General features: G+C 68.2%; 17 protein-coding genes and 1 pseudogene. 13 read left to right on the plus strand and 5 right to left on the minus strand.

What is annotated here, in order from left to right; all coding sequences use genetic code 11:
• Window positions 1–5: 5 nt before the first annotated feature.
• From R5H19_RS07625 to R5H19_RS07635, 3 genes are all read right to left on the minus strand, one after another.
• Window positions 6–1,460 carry an efflux transporter outer membrane subunit gene (locus tag R5H19_RS07625; RefSeq protein WP_318158393.1) on the minus strand — a complete coding sequence of 485 codons (1,455 nt, stop codon included), beginning with the start codon at window positions 1,458–1,460 and terminating at the stop codon, window positions 6–8.
• A gap of 24 nt (window positions 1,461–1,484) precedes the next feature.
• Window positions 1,485–1,943 (minus strand): MarR family transcriptional regulator, encoded by a 459-nt coding sequence (locus R5H19_RS07630; RefSeq protein WP_318158394.1) that lies wholly within the window; start codon window positions 1,941–1,943, stop codon window positions 1,485–1,487.
• A gap of 75 nt (window positions 1,944–2,018) precedes the next feature.
• On the minus strand, window positions 2,019–2,273 hold the full coding sequence (locus R5H19_RS07635; protein ID WP_318158395.1) for a hypothetical protein: 255 nt from the start codon (window positions 2,271–2,273) through the stop codon (window positions 2,019–2,021).
• A 176-nt stretch (window positions 2,274–2,449) separates the two neighbouring features.
• On the opposite strand from R5H19_RS07635, the gene R5H19_RS07640 reads away from it, so the two are divergent.
• The 3 genes from R5H19_RS07640 to R5H19_RS07650 are packed head-to-tail and all read left to right on the plus strand — an operon-like array spanning window position 2,450 to window position 4,808.
• Window positions 2,450–3,316 (plus strand): MBL fold metallo-hydrolase, encoded by an 867-nt coding sequence (locus tag R5H19_RS07640; RefSeq protein WP_318158396.1) that lies wholly within the window; start codon window positions 2,450–2,452, stop codon window positions 3,314–3,316.
• 34 nt (window positions 3,317–3,350) lie between these two features.
• A complete protein-coding gene (locus tag R5H19_RS07645; protein ID WP_318158397.1) occupies window positions 3,351–4,208 on the plus strand; it encodes an EamA family transporter in 858 nt (285 codons plus the stop codon).
• A gap of 45 nt (window positions 4,209–4,253) precedes the next feature.
• Window positions 4,254–4,808 carry a hypothetical protein gene (locus tag R5H19_RS07650; RefSeq protein ID WP_318158398.1) on the plus strand — a complete coding sequence of 185 codons (555 nt, stop codon included), beginning with the start codon at window positions 4,254–4,256 and terminating at the stop codon, window positions 4,806–4,808.
• Window positions 4,809–5,214: 406 nt separating this feature from the next.
• Here R5H19_RS07650 and R5H19_RS07655 read toward each other — a convergent pair whose 3' ends face one another.
• Together R5H19_RS07655 and R5H19_RS07660 are read right to left on the minus strand one after the other, a co-directional pair.
• On the minus strand, window positions 5,215–6,294 hold the full coding sequence (locus R5H19_RS07655; protein WP_318158399.1) for a LacI family DNA-binding transcriptional regulator: 1,080 nt from the start codon (window positions 6,292–6,294) through the stop codon (window positions 5,215–5,217).
• A gap of 124 nt (window positions 6,295–6,418) precedes the next feature.
• Window positions 6,419–7,705: a sugar MFS transporter gene (locus R5H19_RS07660; protein ID WP_318158400.1), complete on the minus strand. Its 1,287-nt coding sequence runs from the start codon at window positions 7,703–7,705 to the stop codon at window positions 6,419–6,421.
• Window positions 7,706–8,118: 413 nt separating this feature from the next.
• On the opposite strand from R5H19_RS07660, the gene R5H19_RS07665 reads away from it, so the two are divergent.
• The 10 genes and pseudogenes from R5H19_RS07665 to R5H19_RS07710 all read left to right on the plus strand — a co-directional run bounded on the left by R5H19_RS07665 (window position 8,119) and on the right by R5H19_RS07710 (window position 20,656).
• A complete protein-coding gene (locus R5H19_RS07665) occupies window positions 8,119–9,207 on the plus strand; it encodes a glucokinase (protein ID WP_318158401.1) in 1,089 nt (362 codons plus the stop codon).
• A gap of 106 nt (window positions 9,208–9,313) precedes the next feature.
• Complete coding sequence (locus tag R5H19_RS07670; RefSeq protein WP_318158402.1) at window positions 9,314–12,028, plus strand: TonB-dependent receptor; 2,715 nt, start codon at window positions 9,314–9,316, stop codon at window positions 12,026–12,028.
• A gap of 117 nt (window positions 12,029–12,145) precedes the next feature.
• Window positions 12,146–14,449 carry a family 20 glycosylhydrolase gene (locus tag R5H19_RS07675; RefSeq protein WP_318158403.1) on the plus strand — a complete coding sequence of 768 codons (2,304 nt, stop codon included), beginning with the start codon at window positions 12,146–12,148 and terminating at the stop codon, window positions 14,447–14,449.
• A 231-nt stretch (window positions 14,450–14,680) separates the two neighbouring features.
• Window positions 14,681–15,742, plus strand: a pseudogene (locus R5H19_RS07680) (DUF5009 domain-containing protein).
• A gap of 203 nt (window positions 15,743–15,945) precedes the next feature.
• Window positions 15,946–16,986, plus strand: coding sequence for an HlyD family efflux transporter periplasmic adaptor subunit (locus R5H19_RS07685; protein ID WP_318158404.1), 1,041 nt, complete (start codon window positions 15,946–15,948; stop codon window positions 16,984–16,986).
• A complete protein-coding gene (locus R5H19_RS07690) occupies window positions 16,908–17,219 on the plus strand; it encodes a hypothetical protein (protein ID WP_318158405.1) in 312 nt (103 codons plus the stop codon). The genes R5H19_RS07685 and R5H19_RS07690 overlap by 79 nt, the downstream gene beginning before the upstream one ends.
• Window positions 17,220–17,265: 46 nt before the next feature.
• Window positions 17,266–19,344: a peptidase domain-containing ABC transporter gene (locus R5H19_RS07695; RefSeq protein ID WP_318158406.1), complete on the plus strand. Its 2,079-nt coding sequence runs from the start codon at window positions 17,266–17,268 to the stop codon at window positions 19,342–19,344.
• Between the two features lie 74 nt (window positions 19,345–19,418).
• Window positions 19,419–19,562 (plus strand): hypothetical protein, encoded by a 144-nt coding sequence (locus R5H19_RS07700; RefSeq protein WP_318158407.1) that lies wholly within the window; start codon window positions 19,419–19,421, stop codon window positions 19,560–19,562.
• 152 nt (window positions 19,563–19,714) lie between these two features.
• Window positions 19,715–19,873 (plus strand): hypothetical protein, encoded by a 159-nt coding sequence (locus tag R5H19_RS07705; protein ID WP_318158408.1) that lies wholly within the window; start codon window positions 19,715–19,717, stop codon window positions 19,871–19,873.
• Window positions 19,874–19,942: 69 nt separating this feature from the next.
• On the plus strand, window positions 19,943–20,656 hold the full coding sequence (locus R5H19_RS07710) for a CPBP family intramembrane glutamic endopeptidase (RefSeq protein ID WP_318158409.1): 714 nt from the start codon (window positions 19,943–19,945) through the stop codon (window positions 20,654–20,656).
• Window positions 20,657–20,658 lie beyond the last annotated feature (2 nt).

Genomic DNA, 20,658 nt, shown 5'->3' on the forward strand with positions numbered 1-20,658 from the left:
TTGCCTCAGGAACGGGATGGGGTGGAAGACGAAGTGGCGGACGCGTCGGCCCCTGGCTGGTAGCCGCCGCCCAGGGCCTGGATCAGCTGCACCGAGAGATCGGCCTGCTGCGCCTCGAGCGCGGCGCTGCCGCGTTCGGCGGCAAGGAGCTGCTGGCGCACGCTGAGCGCCTCCAGGTAGCTGCCGATGCCGGCCCGGTAGCGCTGTTCGGCGAGGTCCCAGGCCTGTTGCGCGGCATCCTGCGCACGCTGCTGCGCGGCGATCTGGGTCCGCAGCGACTTGAGTGCGGAGAGTTCGTCGGCGACCTGGTTGAGCGCGCCGACCAGGGTCTGGTTGTACTGCGCCACGGCGAGGTCGTACTGCGCATCCCTGGACGAAAGATTCGCGCGCAGACGGCCGCCGTCGAAGATCGGCAGGCTGAGCGACGGCCCGACCTGGTAGAAGCGTCCGGCCAGGCTGAGCGGGTTGGCGCCGCCCATGCTGACCAGGCCGGCCATCGCACCGATGCTGATGTCCGGCATGAAGGCGGTCTTCGCCGCCTTGATGTCCTTGCCCGCCGCCTCGACGCGCCAGCGCGCGGCGACCAGGTCGGCGCGATGGCCGACCAGCTCCAGCGGCAGGTTCGCCGGCACCGCCAGCGCGGCCGGCGAAAGCGGTCGCGGCCGTTCGATCTGCAGGCCGCGGTCCGGGCCCTTGCCGAGCAGCGCCGCCAGTGCGGTGCGGCCGGCGTCGACCGCGCGTGCGGCCTGCGCCACGGCCTGTTCGGCGCTGGCCACCTCGGCATCGCCCTGCTTGAGCTGGATCTGGTTGTCGATGCCGGCGGCCACCCGCTGGCGGGTCAGCTCGCGCGCGGCGCCGGCGCGCTTCAGCTCGGCATCGGCCAGCTCCTGCTGGGTGAACGCGTAGCCGAGCTGCACATAGGCGCGGGCCACGTTGCCGGACAGCTCGATGCGGGCGGCGCGGGCGTCCACCTCGGCGGCGCGCGCCTGGCCCACCGCGGCCTCCCACGCGGCACGCTTGCCGCCCCACAGGTCCAGATCCCACTTGAAGCTGGCGTAGCCGTACTTGGCGATGGCGAAGTGCGCCTTGTCGCCGAGCAGCGCGGCCGGCGGCCGCGCACCGGCGAGCGCGGCGCCGCCGCTCACGCTGGGGCCGCGCGCGGCGTCCGCGATGCCCGCCTCGGCCTGTGCCGTGCGGGCCCGCGCATCGGCCACGCCCAGACCCGGGTTGTCATGCAGCGCCTCGGCGATCAGCGCGTCGAGCTGGGGGTCGCCCAGCCCGCTCCACCAGTCGGCGGCCGGCCAGCCGGCGGGCGACACCGGCACGCCGGCCAGGCTGCGCCCGGCCTTCAGGGAGGAGGGGGCGGTCAGGCTGCCGTCCGGATGCAGGCCACCGCTGCTGACGCAGCCGGCCAACGCGACGGTCAGGGCGGCGGCAGCCGCAAGTCGATGCAGACGCATGGAAGGGGGTCCAGGGAAGTGGGGTCAGTTCTTGTCGCGCAGCGCGTGCAGCACGCGCTCCAGGTAGTCGTGCAGTTGCGCCTGCTCGGTCTCGTCCAGCGAGCGTTGCGCGGCGGTCAGCACGCGTTCGTTGCAGTCGACCAGCTGCTTCCACAGCGCGTCGCCGGCGTCGGTCAGCTCGATGCGCAGCGCGCGGCGATCCTGCGCGTGCCGGCAGCGGCGCAGGTAGCCCTTGCGCTCGAGCTGGTCGAGCTGGCGGGTCATCGCGCCGCCGTCCAGTTCCACCGAGCGGGCCAGCTCGGTAGCCGACATCGGACCGAGCCGGGCCAGCCGCTTGAGGATCAGGAACTGGGTGAAGCTCAGGTCCAGCCCCTTGGCCGCCAGCTCGCCCTCCATCGCGCGCACGATCTCCGCCCGGACGAGGCCGAGCAGGATGCCGAGGCTTTCCTTGGGGGTGGTGAATGCCAGCGACTCGATGTTCATGGCCGCGCATTCTATTGCCCTGGCTATATTTGTCAATGCAAATATATGTGAGTTTGGTTTTGCCTGGGCAAGCGTTCAGGCGGCGCGGGTGTGGCGAGCCCGCAACTCGTCCTGCACCAGCGCGCGCAGCGCCGGATCGCGGATGGCGAACAGTTCGAACACGCGCAGTGCCTGCAGGGCCGGCAGCAGCGCCAACAGCTGCGGCTCGGCATCGCGCCGCGCCGGCTCCGGGGTGGCCGGGTCCAGCATCAACCGGGCGTGCGCAACGAAATCGGCGAGCGCGTCGCTGCGCGGCGCGTGGGCGGTAGTGGGGACGGGGGGTAGCGGCATGACGATCTCCTGCTTGGGTGATGCAAGGACGCCGGTGCCCGGCGTGTCGTGACAGGGCGCGATGTGGCGGCAGACCGCGCAAGGGCGATAATCCCCGCGTCTGCCTCTTCAGGAAACGGAATCATGGCTTCCATCCCGACACCGCCCCGGTCACCACGCGACGGAAGGAAGTGACCATGCATCGCCCCAAGGTGCAGGCTTTCTTCGACGAAGCCAGCCATACCTTCAGCTACGTGGCATGGGACCCGGCCAGCGGCAGGGCGGCGGTGTTCGACAGCGTGCTCGACTACGACGCGGCCTCCGGCCGCACCGGCCACGCATCCGCCGACGCGCTGATCGCCTTCGTGCGCGCGCAGGGCCTGCAACTGGACTGGGTGATCGACACCCACGTGCACGCCGACCACCTGTCGGCGGCGCCGTACGTGCAGGCGCAGCTCGGCGGCCGGCTGGGCATCGGCGAGCACATCCGCGACGTGCAGGACACCTTCGGCCAGCTGTTCAACGCGGGCCCCGGCTTCCGGCGCGACGGCAGCCAGTTCGATCACCTGTTCGCCGACGGCGAGCGCTACCGGGTCGGCGGCATCGAGGCGCAGGCGCTGCACACACCCGGCCACACGCCCGCCTGCATGACCCACCTGGTCGGCGACGCGGCCTTCGTCGGCGACACCCTGTTCATGCCCGACTACGGCACCGCGCGCTGCGACTTCCCCGGCGGCGACGCGCGCACGCTGTACCGCTCGATCCAGCGCCTGTTCGCGCTGCCGGACGCCACCCGGGTGTTCCTCTGCCACGACTACAAGCCCGCCGGCCGCGACGTGTTCGTGCACCAGACCACCATCGGCGCCGAGCGCCGCGACAACATCCACGTGCGCGACGGCATCGGCGAAGATGAATTCGTGCGCATGCGCAGCGCGCGCGACGCCACCCTGGCGGTGCCGGCGCTGCTGCTGCCGGCGGTGCAGGTGAACATGCGCGCCGGCCAACTGCCGCCGGCCGAGGGCAACGGCATGCGCTACCTGAAGATTCCGCTGGATGCATTTTGAGCGGGCGTCGGCACCGCCACGGGCGGGGTAGGAAATGATCTACGTACTGCTCAGCGTGGTGTGCAGCGTGCTGGTGTCGGTGCTGCTGAAGCTGGCGCGCCGCACGGAGGTCGACGTGGGCCAGGCGATCGCCTGGAACTACGTGACGACCAGTGTGCTCACCGCGTGGCTGCTGCAGTCGCCGCTGGCCACGCTGCGCGCGCCCGGCGCGCCGTGGCTGGCGCTGGTCGCGCTGGGCGTGCTGCTGCCCACGATCTTCCTGGCGCTGGCCGCATCCGTGCGCCACGCCGGCATCGTGCGCAGTGACGCGGCGCAGCGGCTGTCGCTGCTGCTCTCGCTGCTGGCCGCGTTCGCGCTGTTCGGCGAACAGCTCACGGTACCCAAGGGCATCGGCATCGCGCTCGGCCTGCTCGCCCTGCTGGGCATGGTCTGGCGCAGCGGGCAGGGCACGGCGGAACACGGCGCTGCCGGTTGGCTGTATCCGCTCGCGGTGTTCGGCGGTTTCGGCGTGATCGACGTCCTGTTCAAGCGCGTGGCGCTGGCCGGCGTGCCGCTGGGTGCGTCACTGCAGGCGATGTTCGCGCTGGCGCTGGTGGTCGCATTCGCGCTGCAGCTGTGGCGGCGCGTGCGGGGGCACACCCGCTTCACCGCGCGCAACGCGCTGGCCGGCCTGCTGCTGGGCCTCGCCAACTTCGGCAACATCCTGTTCTACCTGCGCGGCCATCGCGCGCTGCCGCAGCATCCGGCGCTGGTGTTCGCCAGCATGAACCTCGGCGTGGTGGCGCTGGGCGCGCTGCTCGGCCTGCTGGTCTTCCGCGAGCGGCTGAGCCGGCTCAACCTCGCCGGCGTGGTGCTGGCGTTGCTGGCGATCGGGGTGATTGCGCGGGGGTGATGTCCGCATCACGATAACGAACTCTATGACGGAGACCAATAGACCATGCAACGCGGAGCTTCTCTTGTTGCGGTTGTTATCGTCTTGGTCTTCGGTCTGCTTCCTGTGGTGCATAGCGCCGAGCAGGTCAGGGGCTATATCTACGACGGGACCGGCAAAGCCAGCAGTCTATCCATCGTCATCGATGTCATCACTCACGATGTGGAGATACAGGGTACGGCGCGCGCGCGCATCAATACCTCACGTAGCGAGATGACCAGCGCCTATGAGGATTGCGGCAACGACGCCTTTTATTGCCTAACCGGCCTGCTCGAGATCGTCATTCCCAAAGCCATGCCAATGAAGCAGTGGAAATACCACGGCTTGTCCTGCCGAAGTGTCGCGCAACCAGGAGGCGACGCCTACCGCATCACCTGTCGGTCACCCAAGTACCGTGGGCGGCCCACCTATACGTATTCGCTCTCGCGTGGCGTCGTGTCTATCGAGAGTTCCCCCATAGGGGGTACTTACGAATACAAGTTACGTGGCAAAAATGGACTGTTTTCGTCGGAAATTGGAAGATTAAAGGGAGCGAGAATTACAGGGGACGGAGCCAACTAAATGCCGCTCTTTGCGCTTGGTCGACCACCAGGCCGACAAGCTGCGGGTCGACCCAGTGTCTTCTCTACCATGCGCTGGAAACGTTCGTCCCCCAAGACGCGTTCCGGATTCACATGCTGTCGAACGCGGGCGAGGGCGCCGTCGACAATTCTTTCCTGCAACCACATCCGGTAGGCCGTGCATTGCGTGATTCCTTGGTTTCCTGACGAGCAGATCCGCCGCTCACGCCGCGCGTGCATAGCCTGTAACGGTGCTTGGTAGACGATGACTCGCTACGGCAATTGCACGTAGCAGGTACAGGCAGCAATATGAGCGCCGTAGTGGCGGGCACTGCCCGCCGCTCTTGATGTTGCCGTCGCGTAAAGCACGGCGGCACTGTCCGCCATGCGCATGCATGGTCTCGGTATCAGCCCGCCGGCTTGCGCCGTTTGCTGGGGCCGCGCGTGCCGGGTGCGGTCTGCCGCGGCGCGGTGGAGCCGCGCACCACCAGTTCGGGGCTGAAGCCCTCGTTGCGGCTGTCGACCGGCTCGCCGTTGGCCGCGCGCTGCAGATCGCCGATCAGGCGCTGCGCGGCGTGGCGGGCAATGTCCTCGGTGGCCTGGCGCGCGGTGGTCAGCGCGGGCCACGACTGCTTGGAGAACGGGCTGTCCTCGAAGCCGGCGATGGACAGTTCGTACGGCACGTTGATGCCGTCCGAGTGCGCCGCGGCCAGCACGCCGGCGGCGATCTCGTCGTTGCAGCCGAAGATCGCGCTGGGGCGGTCCTTCAGCGCCAGCAGCTTGCGCGCGCCGCGGAAGCCGTCGTCGAAGGTGTAGTCGCCGGGCACGATCAGCTTGCGGTCGAGCGCGATGCCGTAGTCCTTCAGCGCGTCGGCGTAGCCCTGGTAGCGCTCCTGGCTGGAGCGGTGCCCGCTGCCGCCCGACAGGAAGCCGATGCGCTGGTGGCCGAGCTGGATCAGGTGCTCGGTGATCGCGTAGGCGGCGTCGCGGTCGTCCACGTACACGCAGGGGTAGCCGTCGCGCGGGTCCTCGCGCGCCGAGAGGATGCGGATGAACGGCACCTGCGCCGCGCTCAGCGCGCGGATCAGTTCCGGCTGCTCGGACATCGGCGGCGCCAGCACCAGCCCGGCCAGCCGCGCGCGCTGCGCCAGCTCGCGCAGCTCGTCGGCCAGTTTCGGCGAGGCGGAGTCGCAGGGGTGGATCTGCAGGCCGTAGCCGCTGGCGCGGCAGGCGGCCAGCACGCCGCGCTGCAGGTTGATCACGTAGTGCGCGTTCGGGTTGTCGTAGACCAGTCCGATCGCGTAGGCGCGCGTGCTGCGCAGGCTGCGCGCGGAGGGGTCGGGACGGTAGCCGAGCGCGTCGATCTCGCGCTGCACCTTCGCGCGCGTGCGCGGGTGCACCGAGGGCTCGTTGTTGATCACCCGCGAGACCGTCTTCAGCGAGACGCCCGCCCGTTCCGCGACATCCTTGATGGTGGCGCTGCGCACCCGCTGAACCTCGTGTTTCGAAAGGATTGGTCGCCGGTCGCGCCATGGTGCCGGCGGCGCCGCACGCATCGGTGCGGCGGCGCAGGCATCCTAGCTTATGGCCGGGCCTTGGCGAACTCCCGGCTCACGGTGCCTGCCGCTGGCCGGTGCGGTGGCCGGCCAGCCCGTAGTACAGGATGTACAGGTAGCACGGCACCACCAGCGCGGTGAAGGCGAGCTGGAAATCGACGTGCTGCTTCAGGTGCACGAACAGCTGCGGCACCACCGCGCCGCCGGCGATGCCCATGATCAGCAGCGCCGAGCCCGCCTCGGTATGGCGGCCGAGCCCGTTGATCGCCAGCGGGAAGATCGCCGGCCACATCATCGCGTTGGCAAAGCCCAGCGCCGCCACGAACGCCACCGAAACGTAGCCGTGGGTCAGCCAGGCGCCGAGCGCGAAGACCACGCCCAGCACGGCCGATACCGCCAGGTAGCGCTGCTGCGTGATGAAGCGCGGGATCAGCGCCAGGCCGGCCAGGTAGCCGGCCAGCATGCCGATCAGCGTGTACGAGGTGAAGTGCTTGGTGGCGTCCGGCGGCAGGCCGAAGCCCTGGCCGTAGGTGCCGATCGCGTCGCCGGCCATCACTTCCACGCCGACGTAGAGGAACAGGCACAGCACGCCCAGCCACAGGTGCGGGAAGCTGAAGATGCTGCCGTCGCGGTGGCCGATCGCCTGCTCGCTGTTGGCGCCGGCGGGCTTGATCTCCGGCAGCGACGAGCGCGCGATCCAGAGCGCCAGCACCACCAGCAGCGCCGCCATCACCATGTACGGCAGATGCACCTTGCCGGCGAAGGTGGCGAGCAGGGCCTCGCGCGCCTGCGGCGTCGGCGCCGATTCGACCTGCTGGCCGAACGTGCCGATGCCGCTGAGCACCAGCGCGCCGAACACGAACGGCGCGATCGCGCCGGCCAGCTTGTTGCAGATGCCCATGAAGGCGATGCGCTGTGCCGCGCTGTCGATCGGGCCGAGGATGCTGATGTAGGGATTGGACGCGGTCTGCAGCAGCGACAGCCCGGCGCCGATCACGAACAGCCCGGTCAGCGCGCCCGGGTACAGCCGCATGGTGGTGAACTGGCCGAACAGCACCGCGCCGATCGCCATCACGAACAGGCCGAGCGCCATGCCCTTCTTCATGCCGGTGCGGCGCAGCACCGAGGACGACGGCAGCGCCAGGAAGAAATACGACAGGTAGAACGCCATCGGCACCAGGAAGGCGTTCACGTCGTCGAGATCGAAGGCCAGCTTGACGAAGGTGATCAGCGGCCCGTTGAGCCAGGTGACGAAGCCGAAGATGAAGAACAGCACGCCGATCACCAGCATCGGCCCGAGATGAGTGCGGTCGGACGGCGCCGCTGCCAGCGTGGTTGCCATGGATGGTTCTCCCCGGAGTCGCCGTGCCGCCCGGCCGGGTGGCCGGGGCAGACGGGAATGTCTCTTTAATTGCCGAAAAGTGCAACGTTGTCAACAGATCGCCCGCAACGGCCTCGGTGCGCGCCCGTGGCGGCGGCGTCGAGGCGGTCATGCGGCAGCGTCGTTGCGGCATTGCAACAGGCATTTCGTTTGATGCCGTTTCATACGAATACACCTCTGTCAAAGCCGTTTCGGCAGCCTCGTAAGGCGCGGCTCAGGAGTGCCATGACAGCTATTTTGCGTTGCCGCATCGAACGTTCCAGGAGTGACGGCGAACCAGGTTGACAACGTTGTCATTCCGACTGCAGACTCCGCCCGAATCAGGCCGCGCCGGCGCGATCGGGGCGGGCCATGACTGGCCACGGGAGAGGACAGTGGGGGAAGTCGCCAAGCAGCGTCAGGCCGCGGCCGCTGCCGATACGTCGGCGTCGGAGTGGGCCGGTGCGTCCGGACCGGGTCCGCAACAGCCGTTCCTGGCCGCCGACGTCGGCGGCACGCATGCGCGCATTGGCCTGGTGGTCGGCGACGCGAACGGCCCGCGTCCGGTCAGCGTGCTGCATTACCACCGCTACGGCTGTGCCGAATGGTCCGGCCTCGCCGCGATGCTGCAGGATTTCGTCGGGCAGCTGGCCGGCACGCCGCACGCGGCGCTGCGCGACGAGCTGCGCCATTGCGCGGTGGCGTGCGCCGGCTACGTGCTGGACGACGCGATCGTCAACGGCAACCTGCCGTGGCCGGTGTCGATCCGCGAGATCCGCGATGGCCTCGGCATCCGGCAGTTGGTGGTGATCAACGATTTCCAGGCGCTGGCCTACGCCACCCAGTTCGTCGCGGCCGAGGAGACCCGTCCGATCATCGACGCGACGCTGCCGCCGGCGTCCGGGCCGGTGCTGGTGATGGGTCCGGGTACCGGGCTGGGTTCGGCGGTGCTGCTGCCGGGCCGGCCGCGGGCGCAGGTGCTGGCCACCGAGGCGGGGCAGGTGTCGCTGGCGCCGGGCAACGAGCGCGAGATCGAGATCCTGCGCCTGTTCCGTCGCGAGCGCGCGCACGTGTCGTTCGAGGATGCGCTGTCCGGCCCGGGCCTGCTCAAGCTCTATCGGGCGTTGTGCGAGCTGCGCGGCAGCCCGGCGCGGCTGCTGACGCCGGCGCAGGTCACCGGCGCGGCGCTCGCCGCCGGCGACCCGGCGGCGAGCGAGGCGCTGGAAGTGTTCTGCGGCCTGCTCGGCAGCTTCGTCGGCGACCTGGTGCTGCTGTACGGCGCCTGCGGCGGGGTCTGCCTGGCCGGCGGCATCCTGCCGCAGATCCAGCCGTTTCTGCTGTCCAGCAGCTTCGCCGAGCGCTACTTCAACAAGGGCGTGATGCGCGCCTACCTGCAACAGGTTCCGGTACGACTGATCGAACACGGCCAGCTTGGTGTCATCGGCGCCGCAAGCTGGTTTCTGGATGAACGCCCGGGAGCGTGAGATGGACACAGTCCGGCAACACGGCGCCAAGCCAAACCACTGCACAACGTCCGCGACCGTCGTCATGCCGGTCTTGATTCGAGCCAGCCTCTGAGGGGAGGAGATCATGAACTACCGCAAGACATTGCTAGCCGCGAGCATCATCGCCAGCCTGTGCGTATCCGGCGTGCTGTACGCCCAGGATGCCGCGCAGAGCGACACCGCCACCCAGAGCCGTGCCGACAAGACCAAGGCGAAGGAACTGGGCACGGTCACCGTCGTCGGCATCCGCGACAGCGAGGCCGAATCGCTGGCGCTGAAGAAGGATTCCGCCTCGCACGTCGAGATCGTCACCGCCGAAGACGTCGGCAAGCTGCCGGCCAAGAACGTGGCCGACACGCTGCAGCGCCTGCCCGGCGTCAACATCAGCTCGTCCAGCGCCAGCGAGGGCGGCTTCGACGAGAGCGACCGCGTCAGCCTGCGCGGCACCGCGCCCAGCCTGACCCAGACCCTGGTCAACGGCCACGCCGTGGGCACCGGCGACTGGTTCGTGCTGAGCCAGGTGCAGACCGTGGGCCGCAGCGTGAGCTACAGCCTGCTGCCGGCAGAGGTCGTCAGCCAGGTGGTGGTGCACAAGACCTCCGAGGCCAGCATCGTCGAGGGCGGCAGCGCCGGCTCGGTCGACATCATCACGCGCAAGCCGCTGGAGTTCGCCAAGCCGGTCACCGCCGAGGCCTCGATCGGCGGCGTGTATTCGGACCTGCCCGGCGACACCAAGCCGCAGTTCAGTGGCCTGTTCAACTGGAAGAACGACGCCGACACCGTCGGCGTGCTGGTGCAGGGCTTCTACGAGAAGCGCAGCCTGCAGCGCAACGGCCAGGAGGTGGTGGGCGGCTACCTGCCCACCACGGTCGGCGGCAACACCGTGTACTACCCGAACGAGATCGGTGCGGTGCTGTTCACCCAGGAGCGCGAGCGCAAGGGCGGCGTGATCGACTTCCAGGTCAAGCCGACCGACAACCTCACGCTCGACCTCAATGGCTTCTACTCCAAGCTCAAGGCCGACAACTACAACCGCAACTACATGATGTGGGCCAGCAGCGCGCTGGCCAACGGCGGCGTGCTGACCGCCAACGCGATCAACAACAACGTGGTCACCAGCGGCTCGATCGCCGGCGGCACCGGCGCCTACGGCGTGTACGACCAGATCTCGCGTCCCGGCGCGGCTTCCGAGTCGAAGTACCTCACGTTGAGCGCCGACTGGCGCGCCACCGATCACCTCGACCTCAAGGGCCAGCTCGGCACCACCCGCGGCACCGGCTCCAGCCCGACCCAGGACGTGATCGAGCTGGGCACCGCCGGCGGCGCCGGCGCCAGCTGGGACATGCGTGGTCTCGGCAAGCCGATCAACTGGACCCTGGGCGGCGACAACACCTCGCCGTCGGGCATCCTGCCGGCCGCCGGCTGGATCTTCGGCGGCCAGGGCATCAAGGTGAAGGACAAGGAGGACTGGGCGCAGTTCGACGGCGAGCTCAGCTTTGACGACGGCGCGCTCAGCTCGCTGCAGTTCGGCGCCCGCTACGCCAAGCACACCCGCGCGAACCCGTTCGAGGTGGCGCAGGGTCCGAACTGGGCCTCCGACTGGCAGAACCCGGCCGCCTATCCGACCGGCACCTACAGCACCTACCCGGGCGGCTTCAACAGCTCGCTCGGCGGCAGCTTCCCCGGCCCGATCTGGTACTGGACGCCGGCCCAGCTGGCGCAGATCGACGCCCAGTTCGCCAACCGCGACCCGGTCGGCCGCTTCTACTTCAACGACATCTACAAGGTCGAGGAAAAGGATTCGGCCGCCTACCTGCAGCTGAACTTCGAGTCCGGCATCGCCAGCGGCAACGTCGGCGTGCGCTACGTGAAGACCAAGGAGAACATCGGCTACTCCAGCACCGCGCCCGACGCGGAGGCGACCACGGTGACCGGCCCGATCACCGGCTCGGCCTTCGGCGACTACTACTGGAACACCTATCGCCACGACTACGGCAAGTTCCTGCCCAGCGCCAATCTCAAGCTCGCGTTCAGCGACGACCTGCTGCTGCGCCTCGCCGCGTCGCAGACCATGACCCGACCCGACTACTCGGCGCTGGCCGGCTACGTGTCGGCCGACGACCTCACCCACACCGGCAGCGGCGGCAACCCGAAGCTGAAGCCGCTGGTGTCGAGCAACTTCGACGCGTCGCTGGAATGGTACTTCGCGCGACGCGGCCTGCTGTCGGCCGGCGTGTACGCGATGAACCTGAAGGACTACGTCAACTTCGGCAACGAGGTGCGCACCTTCAAGGACATGCAGGCGTCCGCCGCCGCGGGCCACGACGTGTTCAACGACTACCTGATCAGCGTGCCGCGCAACGTCAACGGCCAGGTCCGCGGCGTGGAGCTGAACTACATCCAGCCGATCGGCGACAACTTCGGCGTGCAGGCCAACTACACCTACGCCGACGCGCATGCTTCCGGCGACAAGCCGCTGCAGGGCGCCTCGAAGAATACCTACAACCTCTCCGGCTACTTCGAGAACCAGCGCTTCAACGCCCGCATCAGCTACACCTACCGCTCGCAGTTCTACGCCGGCGTCAGCCGCACCGACACCTACTTCCAGCAGGGCATCGGTAACCTCGCCGCCTCGTTCGGGGTGAAGCTCACCGACTGGATGTCGCTGTCGCTGGACGCGATGAACCTCAACAGCCCGAAGCTGAAGTACTTCACCCAGAACGCCGCCTACGGGAAACAGCCATATGCGTTCTACGACAACGGCCGGCAGTACTACCTCAACCTGCGCTTCAAGCTCTGACGCCGAAGTTCGACCCAGGCCATGGATGGCCTGATCCTCCCCAACCGGGCCCGGACCGTGCGTTGCCGGGCCCGCTTTTTTGCTAGCGTGTTCCACCTGCCGCGACGGAGACCGCCGATGACCCGCCGTTTGATCCTGTTCGGCTGCGCGACCCTGGCACTGGGCCTGGCCGGAATCGTCCGTGCTGCCGAACCGCCGGTGCCCGCCCTGCTGCCGCTGCCGGCGCAGCTGCGCGTCGAGGCCGGCCGCTTCACCGTCGATGCGAACACGCCGATCGTGCTCGCCGACGATGCCGCCTCGACGAGGCGCACCGGCGCCTGGCTGGCCGACCTCGTCGCGCACACCCGCGGCCTGCATCTGCCGCTGAAGCACGGCGCACCGACCGCGCGCGCGATCGTGCTGCGCCGCGACCCCACGGCGCCGGTGGTGGAGCGCGAAGGCTACGCGCTGGATATCACGCCCGACGGTATCCGCGTCAGCGCACGCGACGACGCCGGCCTGTTCCACGGCGCGGTGACCCTGTGGCAGCTGCTCACGCCCGATGCGAAGCAGGGCGCGGTCGAAGTGCCGGCGCTGTCCATCCGCGACCAGCCGCGCTTCGCCTGGCGCGGCCTGATGCTGGATTCCGTGCGGCATTTCCAGAGCGTGGCCGAGATCGAGAAGTTGCTCGACCAGATGGCCCAGCACAAGCTCAACGTGCTGCACTGGCATCTCACCGACGACCAGGGCTGGCGCATCCAGATCCGGCGCTATCCCGAGCTCACGGCGATCGGCGGCTGGCGCACGCCGCCGGACGCCGGCCACGACGGCGAGCCGCGGCGTTACGGCGGCTTCTACACCCAGGACCAGGTCCGCCGCGTGGTGGCCTACGCCGCCGCGCGCTGCATCACCATCGTGCCGGAGATCGACATGCCCGGCCATGCGCAGGCCGCGGTGGCGGCGTATCCGCAGCTCGGCGTCACCGGACGGCGGCCGCCGGTGTCGATCGACTGGGGCGTCAACCCGTACCTGTACAACGTCGACGACGCCACCTTCACCTTCATCGAGCACGTGCTCGACGAGGTGATGGCGCTGTTCCCGTCGCGCTACATCCACGTCGGCGGCGACGAGGCGATCAAGGACCAGTGGCAGGCCTCGCCGGCGGTGCAGGCGAAGCTGCGTGCGCTGGGGTTGAAGGACGAGAACGCACTGCAGGGCTGGTTCATCGACCGCGTCGGCCAATACCTCGACCGGCATGGCCGCAAGCTGGTCGGCTGGGACGAGATCCTCGACGGCGACAACCTGCCCGCCGACGCCACCGTGATGTCCTGGCGCGGCACCGATGGCGCGATCAAGGCGGCGCTGATGGGCCACGACGTGGTGCTGTCGCCCGCGCCGCAGCTGTACTTCGATCACGCGCAGGGCGATCTCGCCGACGAATACGCCGGCCGCCTCGGCGTGGAGTCGCTGCAGAATGTGTATGCCTTCCCGACCGTGCCGGCCGTGCTCGGCGCGGCGCAGGCGCGGCACGTGCTGGGCGTGCAGGCCAACGTGTGGACCGAGCACATGCCCACCATGGCGCACGTGGAACATGCCGTGTTCCCGCGGCTGGCCGCGCTCGCCGAAGTCGCCTGGTCGCCGGCGGGCGCGAACCACTGGCCGGGATTCCTCGCCCGCCTGCCGGCGCAGTTCGCGCGCTACCGCGCGCAGCGCGTCGCCTATGCCGACAGCGCCTTCGCGGTGGACATCGCGGCGGACCGCAACGTCGCGCTGGCCACCGGCCGGGCCACGGTGACGCTTTCCGACCAGGCCGGCTTCGGCGCCATCCACTACACGCTGGACGGCAGCGTGCCCACGCCGGCCTCGCCGCGCTACGGCGCGCCGTTCACCGCGGCATTGCCGGCGACCGTGCGCGCCGCCAGCTTCGCCGCCGACGGCAGCGCGCTGGCCGCGCCGCGCGAGCGCGTGCTGGATCGCGCCCAGCTGCTCAGCCTGCCCGGCACGGAGCTGGAGAACTGTCCCGGCAGCAACTTCCGCCTGCGCCTGCAGCCGGCGCCCGACGCTGCCAGCACGCAGCCGGTGTATGCGGTGAACGTGTTCGACACCTGCCAGCTGTTTCCCGTCACGCACATGGATGGCGTCGCCGCGATCCATGTCGAGGCGGTGCGCCTGCCGCGCAATTTCGCGTTGGCGCACGAACAGAAACTGGTGGTGACGCGCCCGCACGCCACGCCGTTCGGCGAGCTGGTGGTGCATGCCGACAGCTGCGACGGCGCCGTGCTGGCCAGCATGCCGTTGCCCGATCCCGCGCGCGGCCCAAGTCGGTTCGAACTGCGCGCACCGCTGCCCGCGTCGAGCGGCGAGCGCGGCCTGTGCCTGATCTACACCGCGCCCACCGACGGGCCGCTGTACGCGATCGGCCGCGTGACGCTGACGCCATGAGTTGCGCTTTGCGAGCGGACTCGGCCTGCTCCCTCCCCTGCTCGCAGGGGAGGGTTGGGGAGGGGTTCGCTTTTGATCTTTGCGGCGACCCTGCGCCACCCCCTCCCTGCCTGCATTCGGGCCATCCATGGCCCCACCCTGCGGGCGGCGGGCGCCGTGCAAATCGGCAGTCCTGCCGATTTGTCCCCTTGCAGGGGGAAGTGTTCCCGCTCTTTTGTGCTTTCTCGCTGCATGAAACGCCTCGCCTCCCTCGACGCCCTGCGCGAATGCACCGTGGCGGCGATGCTGCTGGTCAACGACGCCGGCGACTGAGCCCACGTCTACTGGCCGCTGGAGCATGCGGCATGGCACGGTTGCACCCCTACCGACCTGGTGTTCCCGTTCTTTCTGTTCGTGGTCGGCGTGTCGGTGGCGCTGGCGATCCTGCCGCGGCTGGAGCAGGGCGCCGCGCCGTCCGCGCTGACCCGCGCCGCGCTGTGGCGTGCGCTGCGCATCCTCACACTTGGCGTGGCGATCAACCTGCTGGCGGCGTGGTGGCTGCCGCTGGCGCACCTGCGTTTTCCCGGCGTGCTGCAGCGGATCGCACTGTGCTTTGCCGGCGTGGCGCTGTTCGCGATCCACACGAAAGCGCGCACGCAGTGGTGGACGATCGCGGCACTGCTGCTCGGCTACTGGGGCTTGCTCCTGCTCGGCGGCTCGCTGGAGCCGTGGAGCAACCTCGCCAGCCGCATCGACAGCGCGATGTTCGGCGGCCACGTCTACCTGATCGACCCGGCCAGCGGCCGCGGCCACGACCCGGAAGGCCTGCTCTCCACCTTGCCGGCGCTGGCCGGCACCCTGCTCGGGCTGCGTATGGGCTGCTGGCTGCGCCGCGAACAACTGCGCAGGTTGCTGTTGGCCGGCGCCGCATGCCTGCTGCTTGGCGCGCTGTGGTCGTGGTGGCTGCCGTTCAACAAAAACCTGTGGACGCCCTCGTTCGTGCTGTGGGCCAGCGGCTGGGCGGCGCTGGCGCTGCTGGCGTTCCACGTACTGATCGACCGCTGCGGCTGGCCGGCATGGGGTCGCCGCTTCGGCATCAACGCCATCGCCGCCTATGCCGGCTCCGAACTGCTGCAGATCGCGCTGCCCGCGCTGGGCTGGCAGGAGCCGATCTACCGGCACGGGTTCGCCGACTGGATGACGCCGCGCTTCGGCCCGTACATACCGTCGCTGGCGTTCGCGCTGGCGTTCGTGGCGCTGTGGTGGCTGATCGTGTGGGCGATGGACCGGCGGGGCATTTACCTCAAGCTTTAGGTGCATCGCGCTGACAGCGCGGCTAGTGCCTGGTAAAGAACGCGCACGACGCGCGCGTGTCACCTGCCGCCATACATTACAAGCGCGAAATCTTCCTATGGACGGTCAACGCCTGCGCGCGAACAATCACCGCCGCTCGACGCCGGAAGCAGCGCGAAGCCGGCGATCCGGGTCATTGGTCGCATCGCCAGGGAGGGCGCGGTTTGTCACGGGGACTGTTTCGCCAGGAAGTCATCGACGCTCAACGCGGCGACTGGCTGGGATCGATCATCGTCGCCGCGCCATTGTCGCGTTGGTGGCTGACTACGCTGGCGTTGGCCGCGGCCGGCAGCATCGTCGCGTTCCTGTGCCTTGGCCATTACACGCGAAGTGAAACCGTCACCGGGCAGTTGGTGCCGAGCGCGGGCCTCCTCAACGTGGCAGCACCCGGCGCCGGCACCGTCACCCGCCTGCGCGTGCATGACGGCCAAGCGGTGAGAGCCGGCGACGTGCTGCTGGAACTTTCCAGCGAGCAGGACAGCGCCTCGCTGGGCGACACCCACGCCCTGGTCGGGGAGCAGCTGGCGACGCAGCGCGCGCGGTTGCAGGATGACCTGGCCAACCAAGCGCAGTCGGCGCACCAACAGGATGAGGCGTTGCAGGCCAAGGCGGTCCTGCTGCGTGCACAGCTTGCACAGGTCGCCGGGCAATTGGACCTCCAGCGCCAGCAGGTCGACGGCAACCGGCAGATGCTCGAGCGTATCGAGCTGCTGGTCGCCAAAGGTTACGTCTCGGCAGTGCAGATGCAGCAGCAGAAGGCAGCACTGCTGGAGGCGCAGACGCAGTATCGGGCGCTGGTGCGCCAGCGGCTCGACACCCGGCAGCAGCTCGATGCCGTCCAGCAGCAGCTGGCCCAGCTGCCGCTGGACGAGGCCGCACGGCGCAACGACACCGAGCGCCAGCTCGCCAGCATCGCCCAGTCGATGGCGCAGAACGAGATGCAGCGCGCCGTGGTGCTGCGCGCGCCGCGCGACGGCGTGGTGTCCGCCGTATTGCTGAAGGAAGGGCAGATGGTTGGCGCGGGGCAAGCGCTGCTGTCCATCCTGCCGGCCGGTTCCACGCAGCAGGCGCAGCTGCTGGTGCCCAGCCGCGCGATCGGCTTCATCGAACCGGGCAGCCAGGTGGTGTGCGCTACCGGGCCTTCGCCTACCAGAAGTTCGGTCAGCAGTACGGCCGCGTCGCCGACATCTCGCGCAGCGCGCTGACGCCGGTCGAGGTGGAGGCGCTGGTCGGACAACAGCCGCACGAACCCGTGTATCGCGTAAAGGTGACGCTGGACAGCCAGCAGGTGTTGGCCTACGGCCGTCCCGAGCCGGTCAGGCCGGGCATGGCGCTGGACGCCGACATCCTGATGGAGCGGCGTCGGCTGGTCGAGTGGGTGTTCGAGCCGCTGTATGGCATGGCGCACCGCCTGGCGGGGAGCGGTGGACATGGCTGACGGTACCGGCCAAGGGAGGCCGGCGAAGCCGCCGCGCGAGCATCGCATGTCGCTGCAATTCGGTTGGCGCCGCAGCCTGCCGATGTCGCTGCAGACCGAGGCCGCCGAGTGCGGTGTGGCTTGCCTGGCGATGGTGGCCGGTTTCCACGGCCACGACGTCGACCTGGCCGGATTGCGCCGGCGCTTCTCCACTTCGCTCAAGGGCGCTTCGCTGGCCCGGTTGATGGCGATGGCGGCGCAGCTGGGTTTCGCCTGCCGTCCGCTGAAGCTCGACATGGAAGATCTGACCCAGCTCAGGACGCCCTGCGTGCTGCATTGGGACCTCAACCATTTCGTGGTGCTCAGGTACGCTGGCCCACGCGGCGTCGTGATCCACGACCCCGCGCGCGGCATCCGCAAGCTGGGTTTGAAGGAGATTTCCGAGCACTTCACCGGCGTGGCGCTGGAGCTGAATCCCTCGGCCGACTTCGCGCCGGTGCGCGAGCGCCAGGCGGTTTCACTTCGCGCGCTGACCGGACGCGTGCGCGGATTGGTGCCGGCGCTGGTGCAGATCCTGCTGCTGGCCCTGGCGCTGGAGGTGTTCGCGCTGGCGGCGCCATTCTATCTGCAGTGGGTGATGGACCAGGTGCTGGTATCGGCCGACCGCGACCTGCTCAACCTGCTCGGCCTCGGCTTCATCGGCATCACGGTGTTCTCGGCCGCGGTCACCGCGGCGCGCTCGTGGGCGGTCGTCTGGTTGGGCGCCACGCTCAACGTGCAGTGGGCCGGCAACCTGTTCGGACACCTGATGCGGCTGCCGCTGGACTGGTTCGAGAAGCGCCACGTGGGCGACGTGGTGTCGCGCTTTGGCTCGATCCAGAGCATCCAGCGCACGCTGACCACGCAGTTCGTCGGTTCGCTGCTGGATGGCCTGATGTCACTGGTGACGCTCGTGGTGATGGCGCTCTACAGCGTGGGGCTTACCGCGCTGGTGCTCGGTCTGTTCGCCGGCTACGGGCTGATCCGCTGGGCGTTCTTCCGCCCGTTGCGCCGCGCCAGCGAGGAGCAGATCGTGTACGCCGCGCGCCAGCAGAGCGAGCTGCTCGAATCCATCCGCGGCGCCATGCCGATCAAGCTCGCCAACAAGCAGGGCGAGCGCCTGACGCGCTACGCCAATGCCACTGTGTCCACCGCCAACCGCGACATCGGCATCCAGCGCCTGGGCATCGCCTTCACCCTGGGCAACCAGCTGATGTTCGGCATCGGCCGGGTGGCGATGATCTGGATTGCCGCCACGCTGGCGCTCAGGAACGAATTCTCCGCCGGCATGCTGATCGCCTTCATCGCCTACGCCGACCAGTTCACCGGTCGAGCGGCTGGCCTGATCGACAAGTGGGTGGACTTCAGCATGTTGAAGCTGCACGCCGAACGCGTGGCGGACATCGCGTTGAGCGCGCCGGAGAAACTGGCCGATGCGGCGTGGAGTGGCCCGGCCCCCGAGGCCGCCATCGAGCTGTGCAATGTCAGCTTCCGCTACGCCGAGGGCGAGCCGTGGATCCTGCGGCACTGCAGCCTGCGCATCGAGGCGGGCGAGTCGGTGGCCATCGTCGGCCCCAGCGGCTGCGGCAAGAGCACGCTGGCGAAGATCGTGCTGGGCCTGCTGGAGCCTACGGAGGGCGAGGTACGCTTCGGCGGCATCGACATCCGCCAGCTGGGGCTGGACGCGTACCGCGGCTGGGTCGGCGCGGTGATGCAGGACGACCAGCTGTTCGCCGGCTCGATCGGCGACAACATCGCCTTCTTTGACCCCGACGCCACGCCGGCGCGGATCGAGGCAGCCGCGCGGCTGGCCGCCGTGCACGAGGACATCGCCACGATGCCGATGGGCTACCAGAGCCTGGTCGGCGACATGGGCTCCAGTCTGTCCGGCGGGCAGAAGCAGCGGGTGATTCTGGCCCGGGCGCTGTACCGCCGGCCGCGCCTGCTGGTACTGGACGAAGCGACCAGCCACCTGGACGTGGGGTGCGAACGACTGGTCAACGCGGCGGTGCAGCGGCTGCGCATCACCCGGCTCGTGATCGCGCACCGACCGGAAACGGCGGCGGCCGCGGAGAAGGTCATTCGGCTGGGAATGAAACGAGATTGATTGCGACCGGCGGGTGCCGGCGTGGTTGGTGCCTGGCAGAGGCTGTCTGCCCATGCAAACAAGGGAGTTGAGACATGCGTGAACTGGAAATGCGTGAAATTGACGAGGTTGCGGGCGGTGTGCTTCCCGTGCTCATCGGAATACTTGCATTCGAGTGGTATGAGGCGGGTCACATCCGCAGTTTCATCGATGGTGTGCTGGACGGTGCGAATCGCTGACTCGTCATGGAGTCCGTTGATTCGCGGTGGAGATCCAGGAAAAGACTCCGTCTTGTACTGATTTTTCTCTTTTGCACGATATGGGCATTTGCTGAAGAGATCAGGGAAGTGCTCATGTTCGTTTTTGAGAAATTGATCTAGGAGATCATGTGATGCGTGAAATTGCAGATGCCGAAATCCAGCTTGTTTCCGGTGGCCTTTGCCCTGATGGCGATGTCTATTACGACATGGGGCATGCGGTGGGAGAGGCTTATGCCTGGGCTGTGGACAAGACGTCCAGGGCCATAGAGTGGGTGGCAAACCACCTCTGATAAGTTGGCCGTCGAGGTGGCGGTTGTTTGCCGCCTCGGCATCCATGACTCTTCGAATACAGTATGCAAATGACGAGTGAAGAAAAGATTCCGTATTCGCGAGGCCTGTGGATTTTCATGGGCTACTTTGCAACAAGGTGGATTGTCGCGGCGTCGACTATTTTGTGGCTGGATCAGTTCCGCGGCCTTTCAAGCGACAAGGTGTCATTGGCGACGGCTTATACGGGCATACTCGGTGAGATCCTGGCTGCCGGAGCGGCATGGCTTCTTGTTCGGCACTATTGTCGGTCACAGATGAGTGTCGAGGGCGGCGTCTCCATTGGCCTGTTCCCGATTTCGATCAGGCAGTCGGCAGTGTCGGTGTTGGCGGGTGTTGCGCTGGCGGCGGTGATCATCGCCCTGAGTGTGACATTCCCTTCCGGTTCCCGTGCGGCAGGGTCGGCAGTCGATGCGTACACGATGCATGGAAGGGCCCTCCTCTACTCGTGGATGATTGCAGGTGTTGCGGTGGCGCCGTTTGCCGAGGAGCTGCTTTTCCGGGGGGTGGTGTTCTCGATAGTGTCGTCACATTTCAACACCTTTGTCGGGGCGGTGGCGTCGGTCGCGTTGTTCATGGCGGTACATGTCCCGCAAGTAATGCACTATTGGACGTCCGCCATGGCCGTATTCATGCTTGGTGCAATGTGCGCGTTCGTCAGGGCGAAGGGGATGCCGTTGTGGGCTGCCGTGATTCTTCATGGAACCTACAATGCCGTTTTGTCCGTGTGGACAATGATTAGGTAAAT

It is taken from the genome of Rhodanobacter sp. KK11 (genome assembly GCF_033345435.1).
Taxonomy (GTDB): Bacteria; Pseudomonadota; Gammaproteobacteria; order Xanthomonadales; family Rhodanobacteraceae; genus Rhodanobacter.

What these genes read in the sequence shown, in the direction of transcription:
- R5H19_RS07640 (WP_318158396.1), top strand. Translation starts at nt 2,450, where the DNA reads ATGCATCGCCCCAAGGTGCAGGCTTTCTTCGACGAAGCCAGCCATACC.
- R5H19_RS07670 (WP_318158402.1), top strand. Translation starts at nt 9,314, where the DNA reads ATGAACTACCGCAAGACATTGCTAGCCGCGAGCATCATCGCCAGCCTG.
- R5H19_RS07630 (WP_318158394.1), bottom strand. Translation starts at nt 1,943, where the DNA reads ATGAACATCGAGTCGCTGGCATTCACCACCCCCAAGGAAAGCCTCGGC.
- R5H19_RS07705 (WP_318158408.1), top strand. Translation starts at nt 19,715, where the DNA reads ATGCGTGAAATTGCAGATGCCGAAATCCAGCTTGTTTCCGGTGGCCTT.
- R5H19_RS07635 (WP_318158395.1), bottom strand. Translation starts at nt 2,273, where the DNA reads ATGCCGCTACCCCCCGTCCCCACTACCGCCCACGCGCCGCGCAGCGAC.
- R5H19_RS07625 (WP_318158393.1), bottom strand. Translation starts at nt 1,460, where the DNA reads ATGCGTCTGCATCGACTTGCGGCTGCCGCCGCCCTGACCGTCGCGTTG.
- R5H19_RS07650 (WP_318158398.1), top strand. Translation starts at nt 4,254, where the DNA reads ATGCAACGCGGAGCTTCTCTTGTTGCGGTTGTTATCGTCTTGGTCTTC.
- R5H19_RS07660 (WP_318158400.1), bottom strand. Translation starts at nt 7,705, where the DNA reads ATGGCAACCACGCTGGCAGCGGCGCCGTCCGACCGCACTCATCTCGGG.
- R5H19_RS07700 (WP_318158407.1), top strand. Translation starts at nt 19,419, where the DNA reads ATGCGTGAACTGGAAATGCGTGAAATTGACGAGGTTGCGGGCGGTGTG.
- R5H19_RS07695 (WP_318158406.1), top strand. Translation starts at nt 17,266, where the DNA reads ATGTCGCTGCAATTCGGTTGGCGCCGCAGCCTGCCGATGTCGCTGCAG.
- R5H19_RS07710 (WP_318158409.1), top strand. Translation starts at nt 19,943, where the DNA reads ATGACGAGTGAAGAAAAGATTCCGTATTCGCGAGGCCTGTGGATTTTC.
- R5H19_RS07675 (WP_318158403.1), top strand. Translation starts at nt 12,146, where the DNA reads ATGACCCGCCGTTTGATCCTGTTCGGCTGCGCGACCCTGGCACTGGGC.
- R5H19_RS07645 (WP_318158397.1), top strand. Translation starts at nt 3,351, where the DNA reads ATGATCTACGTACTGCTCAGCGTGGTGTGCAGCGTGCTGGTGTCGGTG.